The sequence below is a fragment of the Pseudomonas sp. 9Ag genome (assembly GCF_902506445.1).
Lineage (GTDB): Bacteria > Pseudomonadota > Gammaproteobacteria > Pseudomonadales > Pseudomonadaceae > Stutzerimonas > Stutzerimonas stutzeri_AB.
Genome location: NZ_LR733836.1, coordinates 1,277,357 through 1,292,067 on the forward strand (window position 1 = coordinate 1,277,357; position 14,711 = coordinate 1,292,067).

The following is a 14,711-nucleotide window of genomic DNA, read 5'->3' on the forward strand; positions in this document are numbered from 1 at the left end:
TGAAGACTGTCAACTGATCGCGATGTGGTCTGCCTGGCCTCGTCGAGGCGATTGCTCGATTGTCATTGGCATTCAGTCAGCTGGACCGGCGCGACATGACGATTGCCGTGGCCCATCACGCAGGCAATACGCTGGTTTCGAGCCCGCTCCCAAGGCTGGGGTGGGTAGCTTTTGCTCCATGCGCTGTACAGCTGTCGGTCCTGCTTGGACAACCGCAGCTTGTAGCGCTCGGCCATATAGAAGTAGGTGCGAGCAATCATGCCGCGCACCTGCTGGCGGGGCATTGCCTTGCGTGCCTTGAAATCCACCACCATCGGACAGGCGCCATACTGCGTCGGTTGTTGTGGAAGCCAGGCAAAACCATAGTTGCTCCGGTCGCCGTTTACCTCACCAATGCTGGGCACCAGGTTATGCAAGTCTGCTTCGGCCACCCGGTAGGTGGCGTCGTTCTTGGAGCAGTTGGCGCGGCCCCCTTTTTGCCAGCACTGGCGCTGGTGACCTATCACCCAGGCTGGCACGATGTGCTCCCACTCGATGCGAGAGGCCCGCTGCGCATTCTTGCGGGGGATGTATCCGCAACTCTGCAAGTCCACCTTGTTCCCCCTGAATTGGCAGCCGCAGTAGAACTCTGGGGTGCCAGCATAGAGTTTCCAGGCCACTTTCTTGGCCTCGGCAAAGGTGCGCGGCGCGTCGGCAAAGGCTTGTATGGAGAATATGCAGGTGAGGAACAGCAGCAGGCGGGGCGGGCGAGACATTCGCGCCTCCTTGGCGCAATTGATAGCTGTATAAATATACAGCATTGGACGCTCATCAGCCATTCCGGCCGTCTCGGTTTCGGACCCTGCCGGATAATGTCGTTTCGGCCCGTCAAGCAGACACTAGGCTGCGATTGCCCATGCCCAGGGGAAAGGCAAAAAAAACCGCGCCGGACAGCGCGGAGAAGCGGCCGCCGCATGGAGAGGGATGATCGGCCGCATCCTAATGATAGGCCGGCATCGGATCGGTCTGTCGGTCGGCAGGCGGAACGGGTTCACGTTTGCTGAAAGTCCAAAGCGTCAGCCGTGCTGGCCAAACGAATCAACTCGCTACGGGAAGATCAGTCTGATGGCATAAAGGGGGCAAGGTGATGAACTTATGCCAGTAATGGCACTCCTAGAACGGCACCGTTCTGAGCCCCCGTCTTGGTGAGCTCAGGCGTGCCCAAACCAGCTCGGGTTGCTCCCGATTCGGCTGCCGCGAAGGACTCGCAGGGTTTCAGGATGAAACCTCCCAGACCGCTCGGAGCGGTAACTCGAATGGACCCAGTCTTTGTCGGCCCTGTAGCGATACAGGGCCATTTTTTCTGTGGTTTGTAGTGACTGTGGAACACCTTAATTAACGAGGCAGCTGTCGATCACGGGATAAGCCTCTGAGACGCTGGACACGGATTTACTGGCTCGTACGTCAGCTGAAACCGGCTGGCTGTTGGCTGAACTTCCCCTGAAACAGCGTTCCAAGTGATATGCATCGCGGCGTCTCGCTTGTTGTCGCGGTACCCGACGTCATCGCCGCATTTACTCAAAGGGACTGATCATGAATCACCAAGCAAGGGACTACACCGAGAAGCGCGACTTCATCCGGATGTCTATTAGGACACCGATCACCCTTTCGCAGGCTGGGTGTGTCCTCCAAGGCGTATGCCAAGACCTTTCTAGCACGGGCATGCGGGTGGTCGCTGCCAGCTCGTTCGATCTGGGTGACAAGATTGAGGTGCGCATTCCGTCAGAGCATGCCGAGCTCAAGGGCCTCGAAGCGCTGGCCGAAGTGGTACGCGTCGAACATCAAACTGATGGTTCTCAGCATCTGGGCTTGTCCATTCAATACATGAAGTAATCTTCCCAGCATTGGCTGTCGTTTCTTAGCCGAACGGAACCAAGCCTAAGCTGGCACCGCTGCAGCGGAGCAGGGGTTGGTGAGTTGTCATAAGCCAACTCGCTCCAGTTGGTCGTAGCCGCTTCGAGCGCGCAGTCTCCAAAAAAGTCCGCCGGCCCGCTTGGCAACCTGCTTCAAAGTGATACGTCTGTCACCCTTAGGCGACGCTGCTTCGCTAGAATCTCGCCGACGTTTGGCGCCGCCTCGACAGTCGCTCTGAGGCGGCGTGTACTGTTAACTCACCTTAGCTTCCACTCGCTCCAATGGCGTCGCCAATCCATCGCTTATCACTGACTCAGCGGCCGCACTCGGATATCTCATGTTCTGCCGGCCGAGCAAAAAACGTGGCGTGTCTTTTCTGAGTCGCAGTACACATCTGGTGATATGGAAACTCGAACTGGAAAAAGTGAGTCTTCTTTTATCCGTTTAAGGGCTGAGGTTTATGCAAAGTCCATCGGACTCCTCCGACCACGAGATGTATGGCATTTCACTGATCACCCATTACACAGGGGCGAAGGCCTGGCGTGTCACTTTGTACCGCGACGGTAATAAGGTTGTGGATCGAGAGTTTCCGCATCTGAAGCATGGTGGCGAGGCGGCGGCGCTCCAGGAGGCCAAGATTCATCGCGACGCGCAAATGCTGCTTCATCCACCGCAGCTCAGCCGCGACGTTCGAGCAAAGATCAGAACCACCAACACCAGTGGCCATGCGGGCGTTACGCGCTATCGCATGGGTAAGCACTGGTACTGGGTGGCCCAAACCAAGCGTCGTGACGGCAAGTCGATGAAAAAGTCGTTTCGTATCGACCTCTTTGGCGAGGAGCAGGCTAAGGCGCTTGCTGTGGAAGAACGCCAACGACAGCTTTCTGAAATCGACCATCTGGTCTTTCGAAGCCTGCAGGGCGAACAGCACTATCGCAGGCTCGTCGAGCAGTCACCGGCGCGACCGACCGACCACTGATTGAAGCTGCGTTGGTCGCCTTCGTTCCCTGCGGAATTTGATCTGCGTCTTGTTTCTAAACTGTTTCTTATCCAAACGTGATTTGCGCACGAGGGTGTGCAAGAACTTGCCAATGTTTTGCGGCTAGCCTTCGCGCCTTGGAATAAGTCGTCATGCTGGCTCCGCCGGGCATGTGCAGGAAGCAGAGGAAACAGGATGTTCTCACCGGCCAACCAGAAGAAATTCGCCCTTAGGATTCTGGGCGTCAAACACGATTTCCAAGTTCTCTCTTTTGAGGGTCGCGAAGGCCTGAACAGCAGCTATGTCTTTGACATTGAGCTGGTCAGTGAACAAGCTGATTTCGACTACCTCTCGCTGCGAAACAAATCAGCATTCCTAGAGATTGACCCTGACGGAACGGGCTTTCATGGCCTGCTCTATAGCACTGCCCAGGGCGAGTCGGGCAAGCGCATGACGCGCTACCGGGTCTCGCTAGTACCGCAGTTGCAGTACCTGGCCCACCGGTATAATCAGCGCATCTTCCAGCATTTGTCGGTTCCCGACATCATCGCAACGGTGCTTCGCGAGCACGGCATTCTGGCTGACACGTTCCGCTTCCAGCTCTCCGGTGAGTACCCGTTGCGTGAATACTGCGTTCAGTACGACGAGAGCGATCTTCACTTCGTCAATCGCCTGTGTGAGGAAGAGGGAATCCACTACCACTTCGAGCACGCCCAGACAGCGCACGTGGTGGTGTTTGGCGACGACCAGACGGTCTTTCCGGAGCTTGGTGCAGCGACCTACCAGCAGGACAGCGGCATGGTGGCAGACCATCAGGTGGTGCGTGCGTTTTCTGCTCAAGCCAACACCCGTACCTCGCGTGTGGCACGGCGCGACTACAACTTCGAAACGCCACGCCTCGTCATGGAGGCCAGCCACCGAAGCGATTTGACGCCGGATCTTGAGGACTACGATTATCCCGGGCGGTTCCTGGACCGCAGCCGAGGCAAGCATTTGAGTCGGCGTACGACCGAGCGCCATCAAGCCGACCAGCATGTCGCCGAAGGGCGAAGCGACATCAGCGGCCTGGTGAGCGGCCATTTCATGCCGCTCGCACAGCATCCCCGGACGGACTGGAACGAGCTCTGGTTGCTCACCGACGTGTTCCATGAGGGCAAGCAACCCCAGGTTCTTGAAGAATCCGTGACCTTGGCGGCCGACGATGGCTCAGGTTTTCAGCAGGGCTACCGCAACGCGTTTGTGGCAACCCCCTGGTCTGCGATTTATCGACCACCGCTACGCCATTCCAAGCGCACCATCAGTGGAAGCCAGACGGCGCGCGTAACGGGACCGGAAGGCGAAGAGATCCATTGCGATCAGTACGGCCGCGTGCGTGTCCAGTTCCATTGGGATCGGCATGGCCAGGGCGACGACAAGACCAGTTGCTGGCTCAGGGTTTCCAGCAGTTGGGCAGGGGGTCGTTATGGCGGCATCGCCATTCCGCGCGTCGGGATGGAAGTGCTGGTGACCTTCCTTGAAGGCGATCCCGACCAACCCCTGGTGACCGGTTGCCTGTACCACGCGGCCAACGAGGTGCCCTACGAGCTACCCGCCAATAAGACGCGCACCGTGTTCAAAACGCTGAGTTCGCCCGGCGGTGGCGGGTACAACGAGTTGCGCATTGAGGACAAGGCGGGCGAGGAGCAGATCTACCTTCATGCTCAGCGTGACTGGGACGAGAATATCGAGCATGACCAGCACATCCGCGTCGGCAACGAGCGACACGATACGGTTGAAGCCAATAGCTATACCGAGCTACGCAAGGAAGAGCACCGCACAACCCTGCTTGATCGCAAGGTGCAGCTTAAGGCCAGCGATCACCTGACGGTCGCCCAGGCTCAGCACACCAAGATCGGGACCGGACAGTACGTCCAGATCGGCAAGGAGTTTCACCTCTCGGCTGGGCAGAAAGTGGTCATCGACGCAGGAGCCGAGCTGACGATCCAGGCCGGTGGCAGCTTCATCAAGCTGGATCCGGGTGGTGTGACCATCGTCGGACCACAGGTAAAGATCAACTCGGGTGGCGCGCCGGGGAAAGGGGCGGGCGCTCAGCCCATCCTGCCGGTAAACAGCGAGCCGGTAGACCCCGGTGCCGGCCCCGGCACGACCGTCAATTTCTATCGTACCCAGGCGCTGGCTGGTCATCTGTTGGTTGAGAAAAACTGCAGCCTGTGCGCTCAGGGCACCTGTGAGGTGCACGGCTATGCATAAGATTTCCGAGATACGCTCAACCACCATGCCGCTTGACCTGTCCGGGACGGACGAGGCTAGTCGCCGGTTTGTCATCCTAGACGGCGCCTTCGATGAAGACCTCGCTATGCAGGTTTACTTAAAGGCCAACGATGGTGCGCCGACCTGGTATCCCTTGGTCGTCGATACACCCTATGCAGAGCTCTACAAGGTCAGCCCCTGTCTGGTCGAGTGCGAGGATCAACCCCAACTGCTCGACTATGCATCGGCCATGCTCGACCAGCTCGATGCCGGTTGCGTGCTTTGGCTCGAAGACGGTGTGCATCCGGACCAGGCGGCCGCCCACTGCCGAAGCCTGTTGAGCGCACGGGACGACCGTAACCAGGAACGCTTTTTTCGGTTCTTCGAGCCGCGCTGGCTCGAGCCACTGTTTGCCGTCATGTCGATTGAGGAGGCCTCTATTTTCCTTGGGCCCTTCAGCGCGATTGCATGGCGCAACGAACGGGGCTGGCGACAGGTCACGCGGCTCGGCCCATGGAGCGGGGTCATCAAGGATCGCGGCTGGTTCTGGCTCGACGGGGAGCGCCAGGCGCAGCTTAGCCAGGCGCGCCTGCCGATGATTGCTGCGCAGCTCTCCAGCGATTACCTGCCTCATCATCCGGCAGCCACCGAGGCACGTGTACATGCCGCGCTCATCGAAGCGGGGCAGTGGGGGTTCGACGACCTGGCGTCCCAAGAACGGTGGTTGCGCCTGGATTTGCAGGCCCCGGCCGGCACACTGTCATCTGGCCCCGCCCACCAAATACTCACCCGCCAGGACCTGGCCAAAGGCGAGAAGCTCGACGAGCTCGAGCGAACGATTGCATAAGGAACATGCACCATGACATCTAACGCTTACATCGTCCGCGCAGGCGATACGCTCGGCTCGATCGCCAAGGCTCATGGCACGAGCCCGGCCAATATCCAGGCCGCCAACCCCATCATCAAGGATCGGGACAAGATCCAGGCTGGCTGGAAGCTCAGCATTCCCGGCGAGGCGATGTCGGCCAGTGCACCGACGTCCAAGCCACAGGCCACCCCGGCAAAACTCGCCGCTTCGCTTCCGCCAGCCAAGCACGCAGGCGACAGCAGCAGCGCCGCCGTCAAAAGCGCCCCGCCATGCGCCGACGAGCTTGTGGATGTGGTGCACTTCACCGCGGACGCTGATCGCCTTTTCGTGCTGACCGAGGCCCAGGCCAAGGAGCTCAAGACCGAGGTCGACCTGGTCCAGAAGCTCATGGACGAGTTCCACGGCATCGTCAGCGCGGCGACCGCCGTGCCCTGCAAAAAGACTGCCGCTCACTCGGACGCAGCGTGCACCTGCACCGGCTGCAAGAAGGCCGATTGGGCTAAGAAGGCCGGCGAGGTGGGCCTGCTCCGACTTGATGACCGACCCAAAGCGGTGACGGCCGAACCGGTCGTGACCGAGGCCGATATCCAGGGCAAGATTGGCGAACTGCAACAGGCGCGGGATTTCTTCCTCACTTACGACAGCTTTGTCGCCGCACGCAGCGGCCAAATGCATAACGTGATCGAGGGCAACTGGCGCAAGCTGTGCGAGAAAAAGGTCGCCCAACTCAATGCCGAGATCGGCACGCTTCAGGGGCAGCTCAAGGCGCAGGGTCCGCAAAGCGGCGAAACCTTTGCTGGCGGCGGAAAACCCGACTCGAATAGCACCTATACGAGCAAGCGCACCTTCGAGGCCGGCGCCGGCAGGCAGACCAGCCACTATATCCAGGAAGTCATCATCCTCAGCCGTCCCGACCGCCGCTACTACGTGCGTGCGCAATTCTGGACAAGGGTCAAGCGGACCTGGGCCCACAAAGCCAGCGCCCGAATCCTGCGCGAGAAGCCCTTTAGTCCGGCGATGGTCAAGGACCTCTTTGACGATATCAAGAAGGCCATCGGCGACAGCGCGAAGGCAGGCCCACTCGGCAAGGTTGAAGCCAAGCTGTGGACCATCAAGACGAAGGAAGACCATCCTCTCAATGCGCTGCGTTGCGAGCTGTACAAGTTCGAAACGAAGCAGGCCGACGGTGACCGCTACGCGCTGTCGGCCGAGGCCCAGGCCCTGCGCTTTGCGGCCAGCGCCAGCGCCGGCATCAAGAGCTTCAACCCAGCTAAGGGCGAGATTGATGTGGGCGTCAAATGCGAGGCGGCCTTTGCCTTGGCAGAGGGCAAAATCACCACGACAACCTATTTTCCGTCGCGGGCCGGCAGCACGCTCCAGATCAGCTACCGCAATGCCGTCGGCAAACCGGTGCGGCATTCATTCGGCAGCTTCCGCCTGAACGGTAGCCTGGAGCTGTCATGCTTCGCTGGTGCCAAGGGCAGCCTCGAGGCGGGCGTCAAGACAGGTAAGGGCGCTGCTGAAGGGCCTTCCGGCGCCCTTGCGCTGCTCGGCACGCCCTCGATCGACGCAAGCAAGGCCGGAGGCCGGCTCGGCCTGAAAGCAGAAGGCTTCGCCGGGGCCGAAGCCGGCGGTGCGCTTAGCGGCGCCGTCGAATGGCTGCCGCCAGCCGACTACGGCAAAGGGGCGGGCAATTCCGGCACCCTCACCAGCGGCAATTCCGGCTGGAGTGCCCTGGCGCAGGTCAAGGCCGAAGGCAACCTGGCGCTCGGTATTGGTTTTGAAGGGGACTTCGGTGTCAGCCTGCACGAAGGCTATTTTGCACTCACGTGCAAAGCCAATTTGGTCTTCGGGCCAGGTGCAGGCGGTGGCTTTGGGACCGTGGTGGACCTGGAGAAGATTTGGGACCTAGCCATGCTTGTCTGCCAAACGCTGAGCCAAGTCGAATACCGCTTTTTGCTCAGCGTCAAACCGGATGCGTTTCGGACACTCAGCCAAATGCTATATAAGGCTGCCTTGGAACCTGGCCAAACAGTAGAGCAAGTAATTGCGGCTGGGGCTGATTCGCTATTGCAATGGTGGCAAACACGCGAAGCAGGTATTGCTGAAGCTGAAAAGCTGACCATGGCAATCCTAGCCCAAGGTCAGATAGTGGTCGGCGGGCGCATGGTCAATATCGGATTATTGCCACCCCAGACCCTCGGACCAATGCTATGGACGCTGACTGAGTCATATGTCGGGCACACACACAGCCCGGCTCAAGAGGCGGCAATAGTTCAATTGCTGTCTCGGATTCGTCGTTGGCGACACATGCTCGAGACGCTGGAGCACATGTCTAAGTCGGCAAAAAAGGTCAAGGCAACCGATAGCCTAGAACGAATAAACAGTTTTCTTGTTGGTAAACAGCAGGACGACTTCAACCGTTTCCTAGATGGCCTGGCCTTGCATGGCCAACCGACTCAGCCGGCCGCTGCCTATGCCTGGGACGTTCGAGATTCCCTTCGCTTCGGATCTGACAAGGCGACGATGCTCGCTGGCGCGATGCGGCGGGATAACACTAGGCAAGCATAAAAAAAGGGGCCGTTAGGCCCCTTCTTTTGGGAATAATGCTCATGTCAGATTGTTATCTGCCACGATATATCAAGCAGAAGAGCAGAGAATAGGTCAGTCGCTACGATAGGCATAGTCAGCACCTGTTCTTAAAGCGGCTCGCTGGTCTTCAGCGCGCATCTGAACGAACGAGTCAGATAATGCTTATCCAAAACCAATGCTTGGTTTCGTCGTATGACCGTATTGGCCGTGAGCCAAGGGGTGTCAACCATGTCGGTCCCGCGTGCGACTTTCTCCTCTCCGGTATCGGGGCCTTTTGGATCTACCTCGTTCGCCGATTCGGCGTAGTAGCTATCGGAATACCAGTCGTTTACGTATTCCGTCGCCCCGCCGGACATGAGGAACAACCCGAGGGGATTCGGCGGAAAGGCGTCGACCCGGCTTGAGATCTGCTGCATCTCCTCGTCGTAGGGGAAGTTCTTGCCGAGCTTCAAGCTGCCATCGTTCGTTGGGTAGAGGATGTTCTTGCCTCGGTCTCTGGCGGCATATTCCCACTGGGCCTCGGTAGGCAAGTCGATGGGGTAGCCGCTCAGCTCGCCTAGCCACTGGCAGTACGCCTTTGTTTCGTCCCATCGCTTGACCGGTGCGGAATTCATCGTATCGAACAGGTACTGCAGATCTTCGCGATGCCGAAGCTCGCTGAGCACGGGCTCCTTACCGAGCACAGAAAGGTAAAGGTCGAAGTCGCCCACCGTCGTCTTTTTGGCTGCGAGGTGATAGCTCGATAGCTCCACCTCGTGCAGAGGCGCATCGCCATTCATAGTGATGTTGCAGAGATTGTCCTCGGGAGCTCCGCATGGCCAGGTACAGACCTCGGCGGGGTCGAAATCGCACTTCCAGCCGAAGTCACCCATTTCGAAGGTCCCGCCCTCGATGAACACCATCTCGTCCAGCGAGCGGACCACCGTGCGCAGCACTTCGTCCCGCTTGTCCTGGGATAGCTTCGGATACTGGGCCTCGATGCGCGAGGCGATCTCGGCGACCCGGTCAGGCGAGAGCTTTTGGCTTTCTGGGAGGTTGGCAGAGCTACACGCAGCTGCCGCGGCACAGCCGACGAGCAACGCAAGTGTCCGGATAGGGCTCATCTTCTTCGTCCTTGAATCGATATATCTTTGACGTCGCAGTCTAGCAACTAGGGAGATGGGGCGGGGCCAGCATAGCTTGAAGTTCAACGGCGCTCACATTCACGTCGACGTAAGCAGCGTTAAGTGTGAACCATATATTGATCAAGCCATCGAGCTAGGCTATGGCCTGCACTAGGACGGCATGTCGCTGCGAATACCGCAGCGAAAGCTATCGGTCTCGACGCTTTTCCCAAACCGCGTAATGGGTCGATCGGTCTATAGAGGCTTCTGCTCCTTCTCCAAGGGCAGCCTTCCGCCCCGGCTGTTCATTATGCTTGGAACGTAAACGACTCAATGGTCTATGGCGAACTGAAGCGATCCCTTCTTGCCTCTGCGGCTCGCCATAGCGACACGAGAATTGCTCCTTCGAGTACCAATCATTCACAACCTCCGTGGCGATCCCGGTCATGGAATACAGGCCGATCGGATTTGGGGGATAAATGTCGACTCGTTCAGGCAGAATCCTTCCGCTTTGCTTCGCATAATTAACGCCGGGCTTCAGGCTGCCATCGTCGGTAGGATAGAGCACTTTTTGAAGCGCGATAGGTCGATGCGCCTGATTAAGCCTCCTTAGAACGTGCGAGCGGTGGGCGTTATCAGCCATTCATATACGGAACGAGCCGCTGCCGGCCCCGTTAAAATGACGCTAAAGGGGTTTGCTTCTTTGTATGGCACACCGAAAGCTGTCTGAAAATATGTCCGTATCCGATTGAAGAGCCAGTGATCGACGCAGGACAGTGTTCGCTGAAATCCATGGCGTCTCGGACATATTTGAACCACGGGCGACCTTCCGAGCGCCCGATGGAGGGCCTTGCGGGTCTTTGATCGGTGAATTTGCGTAATAGTCGTTCGCGTACCAATCGTTGACTGACTCGGTAGATCCTCCGCTCATCATATATAGCCCAAGTGGATTGGGAGCAACGGCGTCAACTCGCGCCGTGAGGGACTGATGTTGCTTGTCGTATGGATAGTTCTTGCCTAGCTTCAAGCTGCCATCGTCAGTCGGATACAGTACGTTCCGACCTCGATCCCTGGCAGCGAACTCCCAATAGGCAGATCTGAAGCCCTCAAGTCTAACGAGAAGCCAATCGCAAGGGGCCGGCATGACTCACAGTTGAATTCGCTTCACATTTCGAGAGGTTTTAGCCTGACACTCTACGTTCTTTGGAGAGATCTGCCTTTACGGCTGTTTTCACCTTTGTGTTTAGGCGCATAGCTGCCCATGCCACGCCAGCATAGTGAGGGTCGTGTCGGCAGCTAACGGGCGGGACACAGCTCACTGTTTACAATGGCCTTTTGAACGAGAATAACGCCTGCTTGATAACTACGACAGGGATAGCGAAATGCAAGATCAAGGACTTGAGTACGCGGGTTTTTGGCCCAGGGTAGGGGCATCAATCGTCGACACGATTCTGATCATGCTGATCAACGTCCCGTTAATTCTCGCGATCTACGGATGGGAATATTTCGATTCAGGGCAGACCGATTTCATTGCTGGTCCAGCTGACTTCTTAATTACGTGGGTGCTGCCCGCATTTGCGGTAATCGTGTTCTGGATCTACAAGCAGGCGACTCCCGGGAAGATGGCGATTTCGGCCCGGATTGTTGACGCAAGATCGGGGCAGCCCGCTAGCCCTGCGCAATTGGTTGGCCGCTATCTCGCTTACTACATCTCAATGCTTCCGCTCGGCTTGGGCCTGATATGGGTCGCGTTCGACAAGCGTAAACAGGGCTGGCATGACAAGCTTGCCGGTACGGTTGTAGTCAAGCGGACCAACAGTGGGCCAGAGCCGGTCAGCTTCCATAGCGCCTAATTGGCTTGTGGATGAGCACGGTCGCCAACGGGCCGCAGCTTGTGGCAATTCGAAGTTTCGAGGATAAAAGCACCTCGCGCTTTGGACAACATGTTTGGCTCCCAATACTGGCCGGCTTGATCTGCATACCGTGGCGACTGGCTTCACGATGAGCGCGCCGGCGGCAGTGAGCTTCGACTTTATTCACCGGAACCAGGATGACCATTTGGAGTGCTAAACACCACCATCGAGTCAGTTGACGACGATTGGTGAACTGGTACCAGAAGTCGTTTTGAACCCAGCAGCGGCATCCTCAACGCTTACTATTCGAAGTTCGGGAAAAGGAAATGGGTACTTGGGGTCGACTTTTCGGCGGGCGCTTTACCATGCCGCCGCCCGACGAAACCGACCTCAGCGACAGTGCGTGTTTCAAAGCACTACGGCCTGATCTGCCCCACCAGCGGCGGGCGTTGAAAGCGCTCACCGAGGCTATATTGGCACGAACACCAGAGACTGAGCGCGGCAGGTTAGTGCGGCGCGTCATACGAAAGCTGGACGGCGGGGAGTGCGCCAGCACTGCGTTGTACGAGGGCCTCGTTGATGACAAGCGTGGGCAAAAGCTAGAAGAGCTTGCCCTGATATCCGTCGACTGGCGCGGGTTTGATTCTTTTGAGTACTTAGCCCCATACCTAGTACGCGCTAGCGGTATTGACACGCCATTTGCCTACTCGCATGAAGGGCACGGGCCGATGCCCGACGTGCTCAAAGCGCTCGATGCCTGGCTGGAGCCGCACGATCGGCGGTTTGTGCATCTGCATCCCGGAAGCGACAGCTACGTAGGGTTTATCACCTTAAAAGCGCGCGTGCCCGAGATACTAGAGTTGGCTCATGCGGCCGCGATTGAGGTCAGGCTCGAGAGTTTCTAGCTTGGCCTTAGCAAGCTGAGCGGCAAGTGTGCTCCCTCCACCACCGGGAATGGTGAAGGCCTGTCGAAGCTGTATGTGAAGCTAGAGCGGCGCGGGGGACTTCACACTGAGAGACGAATTTTCCAGTCTCTTATCGATAACTTGGGTGAAGTGGACACGCGTAGATAGGTGCCCGAGTCGAGTATCGAAAAGTACCGCTCTAAATTGCCCGATGTCCTGCTGGGCTACTGGCGTGATGAGGGCTGGTGTTCCTACGCAGGCGGGTTGTTATGGATCGTTAATCCAGAACCCTTCAAGGTCATGCTCGACATGTGGCTACAGAGTAGCTGTCGGTTCGTTGTATGCCTGAGGTGAGCGTTACCAACGCAAGTCACGGTATCGAGCTTGGCGGGCGGTATCGTTGCGCTGAAGAATCAGCTTCGGAAACGCAACCCTGATCCGGACCGTGCGATGGGCATTTTCCTTGGGTCGACCAGCCGGGAAGGCCTCGACTTCGAAGATAATCAGGGTAAGCCGTTGTTCCAACCGGCGCTGGCGAAGGAGGGGCCCGTTGGAGAGCATGAGATGTATGCGTTCGAGCCCGCGTTGTGTATTGGTGGTAAGGCTGACCTTGAACATATGGTCAAGCTGAGCATGGACGTTCACCTGATGGTACTCGATCAGTTGCGGCGCTGAGGTCGCGCTATCGGGTGAAGTAAATGTGCGTCGTCGATTGCCTGCTGGGCAGGGGTTACCAATCTGTCTTACCTCGGTTTCTACAAATTCGTCTCGGGTCGCTAAGCGGAGCGGCACGAGCAGACAATGCAAAAGCGCAGCTTTTCATAGCCTACGCAAACCGGACGTTGCCTAGATCACCCCACCAATGCCTACCGCCGCTCAAGACGTTGCGCTAGGATCGAAGCCGCGCCAGGTGCCGCTGGCATGACAGGGGTTATTTCGAGGAGCAGGGATGACATTCAGCAGCCACGGCGAAGCGCGGGTAGCGGTACTCGTCGATTGCGACAACGTAACGCCGGAAATTCTTGAGCATGCGCTGCGTGTTGTGGCCCAGTTCGGACGCGTCGTGCTTCGCCGCGGCTACGGCAACCACGGCACGCTTGCCAACCGCTGGCAGGAGGCGCTGGTTCGCCTGGCCTTCACACCCTGCCTGCAATATCAGTACGCCGCGGGCAAGAACACCGCCGACATCGCCCTTGCGCTCGATGCACTCGAAGCGCTTTTTGACCAGCGGGCCGACACGTTCTGCCTCGTGACCAGCGATTCTGATTTTGCCTACCTGTGCCGCAAGCTCAGGGAGCGGGGCGCTACGGTGTGCATCGTCGGCGAGGCCAAGACACCAGATGCGCTGCGCAACGCAAGCGATGAGTTTTTTGAATGGGTACGGTCAGCCCCGGAACCTGAGCCCGCTTGCGATTCAACAGAAAAACCACCAACGGCAGCGATTTGCCCAACAAAGGCCGAAGCCAAACCGGAGTTGGCAAAGCCGATCGTCAAACGCCGGCCACGCTTCCTCGTCGATGCAGTGGCGCTCATGGTTGCAGGCACGAACGAAGGCAAGGTGACACTCAGTGCGCTCGGGCTTTATCTCAAGCGCGCCGACCCAGCATTTTCGCCCAGCGCCTACGGGCATTCCGGGTTGCTGAACATGGTCAAGACATACGATCTCTTGCACGTGATACGGGAACCTGGTGGGCACTGGAGCGTAAGCCTGGCAAAGGAAATGGAAATGGAAATGGAAGACGCTGCTGCGCTTTGACCGGCTCGATACGCTTATCAATCACATGAAGGATCGCATGCATCGACGCCACACCTCGCCTTCATTTTTCATAAGCGGCAACTTCCAAGATACTTCACAGCCTCTAACGTCCACCCCGGCAACCCAGCTCAGTTTCTCCGTCATTGGCGTCCAGTCACCGATCTATGGTTAATGAGCGGCTTGCGAACCTGATGGCTTTCTGCATCGGGTTACGCGCGGCAAGGCGGAGCAGCTAAAGCCTACTGGCTGGTCAGCGAGTAGTGCTGGACTGACAGAAAAGGAGAATATCTATTTGCTGCTGATCGGCCGCTTCTGGGGCCGGTAGCTGACCGTCGACACCGGCCGCAATTGGCCAAAAGCAGTCATTCATAGCGTCTGCCGAATAAGAGACCAAATTCGAGCAGAAACTGACTGATTACGTGATCGCTACTGGAGCTGTCCAGATTTTCATTTTTCTGTTCGCGGATAATTTCGCCGCAATCGAGCCCTCGCTGTTCTATGTCGTCCCGGTA

14 protein-coding genes are annotated in these 14,711 nt (G+C 57.9%); 10 read left to right on the plus strand and 4 right to left on the minus strand.

The annotated features are described in order from the left end of the window. Positions 1-62: 62 nt before the first annotated feature. The gene (locus tag ALTERO38_RS05815) at positions 63-755 is read right to left on the minus strand and encodes an endonuclease (RefSeq protein ID WP_159967609.1); all 693 of its coding nucleotides are present in this window, start codon (positions 753-755) and stop codon (positions 63-65) included. A gap of 817 nt (positions 756-1,572) precedes the next feature. Here ALTERO38_RS05815 and ALTERO38_RS05820 point away from each other — a divergent pair. The 5 genes from ALTERO38_RS05820 (at position 1,573) to ALTERO38_RS05840 (ending at position 8,561) form a co-directional block, all read left to right on the plus strand. Then, positions 1,573-1,872 carry a PilZ domain-containing protein gene (locus tag ALTERO38_RS05820; protein WP_159967610.1) on the plus strand — a complete coding sequence of 100 codons (300 nt, stop codon included), beginning with the start codon at positions 1,573-1,575 and terminating at the stop codon, positions 1,870-1,872. A gap of 571 nt (positions 1,873-2,443) precedes the next feature. Then, on the plus strand, positions 2,444-2,872 hold the full coding sequence (locus tag ALTERO38_RS05825) for an AP2 domain-containing protein (protein WP_159967611.1): 429 nt from the start codon (positions 2,444-2,446) through the stop codon (positions 2,870-2,872). A gap of 195 nt (positions 2,873-3,067) precedes the next feature. Further along, positions 3,068-5,122: a type VI secretion system tip protein TssI/VgrG gene (gene tssI, locus ALTERO38_RS05830; RefSeq protein WP_159967612.1), complete on the plus strand. Its 2,055-nt coding sequence runs from the start codon at positions 3,068-3,070 to the stop codon at positions 5,120-5,122. Continuing rightward, entirely contained in the window at positions 5,115-5,969 is an 855-nt protein-coding gene (locus ALTERO38_RS05835; protein WP_159967613.1) for a DUF4123 domain-containing protein, read from the plus strand. The genes tssI and ALTERO38_RS05835 overlap by 8 nt, the downstream gene beginning before the upstream one ends. Before the next feature lie 12 nt (positions 5,970-5,981). Then, on the plus strand, positions 5,982-8,561 hold the full coding sequence (locus ALTERO38_RS05840) for a LysM domain-containing protein (protein ID WP_159967614.1): 2,580 nt from the start codon (positions 5,982-5,984) through the stop codon (positions 8,559-8,561). A gap of 128 nt (positions 8,562-8,689) precedes the next feature. Here the strand turns inward: ALTERO38_RS05840 and ALTERO38_RS05845 are convergent, their stop codons facing one another. From ALTERO38_RS05845 to ALTERO38_RS05855, 3 genes are all read right to left on the minus strand, one after another. Further along, the gene (locus ALTERO38_RS05845; RefSeq protein ID WP_159967615.1) at positions 8,690-9,685 is read right to left on the minus strand and encodes an SUMF1/EgtB/PvdO family nonheme iron enzyme; all 996 of its coding nucleotides are present in this window, start codon (positions 9,683-9,685) and stop codon (positions 8,690-8,692) included. A gap of 208 nt (positions 9,686-9,893) precedes the next feature. Next, a complete protein-coding gene (locus tag ALTERO38_RS05850) occupies positions 9,894-10,328 on the minus strand; it encodes an SUMF1/EgtB/PvdO family nonheme iron enzyme (protein ID WP_159967616.1) in 435 nt (144 codons plus the stop codon). Positions 10,329-10,370: 42 nt separating this feature from the next. Then, positions 10,371-10,829 (minus strand): SUMF1/EgtB/PvdO family nonheme iron enzyme, encoded by a 459-nt coding sequence (locus tag ALTERO38_RS05855; protein ID WP_159967617.1) that lies wholly within the window; start codon positions 10,827-10,829, stop codon positions 10,371-10,373. 238 nt (positions 10,830-11,067) lie between these two features. Between ALTERO38_RS05855 and ALTERO38_RS05860 the strand changes: the two genes are divergently transcribed. From ALTERO38_RS05860 to ALTERO38_RS05880, 5 genes are all read left to right on the plus strand, one after another. Then, on the plus strand, positions 11,068-11,538 hold the full coding sequence (locus tag ALTERO38_RS05860; protein ID WP_159967618.1) for an RDD family protein: 471 nt from the start codon (positions 11,068-11,070) through the stop codon (positions 11,536-11,538). A gap of 365 nt (positions 11,539-11,903) precedes the next feature. Beyond that, positions 11,904-12,443, plus strand: coding sequence for a hypothetical protein (locus ALTERO38_RS05865; protein ID WP_256663790.1), 540 nt, complete (start codon positions 11,904-11,906; stop codon positions 12,441-12,443). Between the two features lie 168 nt (positions 12,444-12,611). Next, positions 12,612-12,797, plus strand: coding sequence for a GAD-like domain-containing protein (locus ALTERO38_RS21750; protein WP_159967620.1), 186 nt, complete (start codon positions 12,612-12,614; stop codon positions 12,795-12,797). A 96-nt stretch (positions 12,798-12,893) separates the two neighbouring features. Then, entirely contained in the window at positions 12,894-13,118 is a 225-nt protein-coding gene (locus ALTERO38_RS05875) for a T6SS immunity protein Tdi1 domain-containing protein (protein ID WP_159967621.1), read from the plus strand. A gap of 274 nt (positions 13,119-13,392) precedes the next feature. Continuing rightward, positions 13,393-14,199 (plus strand): NYN domain-containing protein, encoded by an 807-nt coding sequence (locus ALTERO38_RS05880; RefSeq protein WP_159967622.1) that lies wholly within the window; start codon positions 13,393-13,395, stop codon positions 14,197-14,199. Positions 14,200-14,711 lie beyond the last annotated feature (512 nt).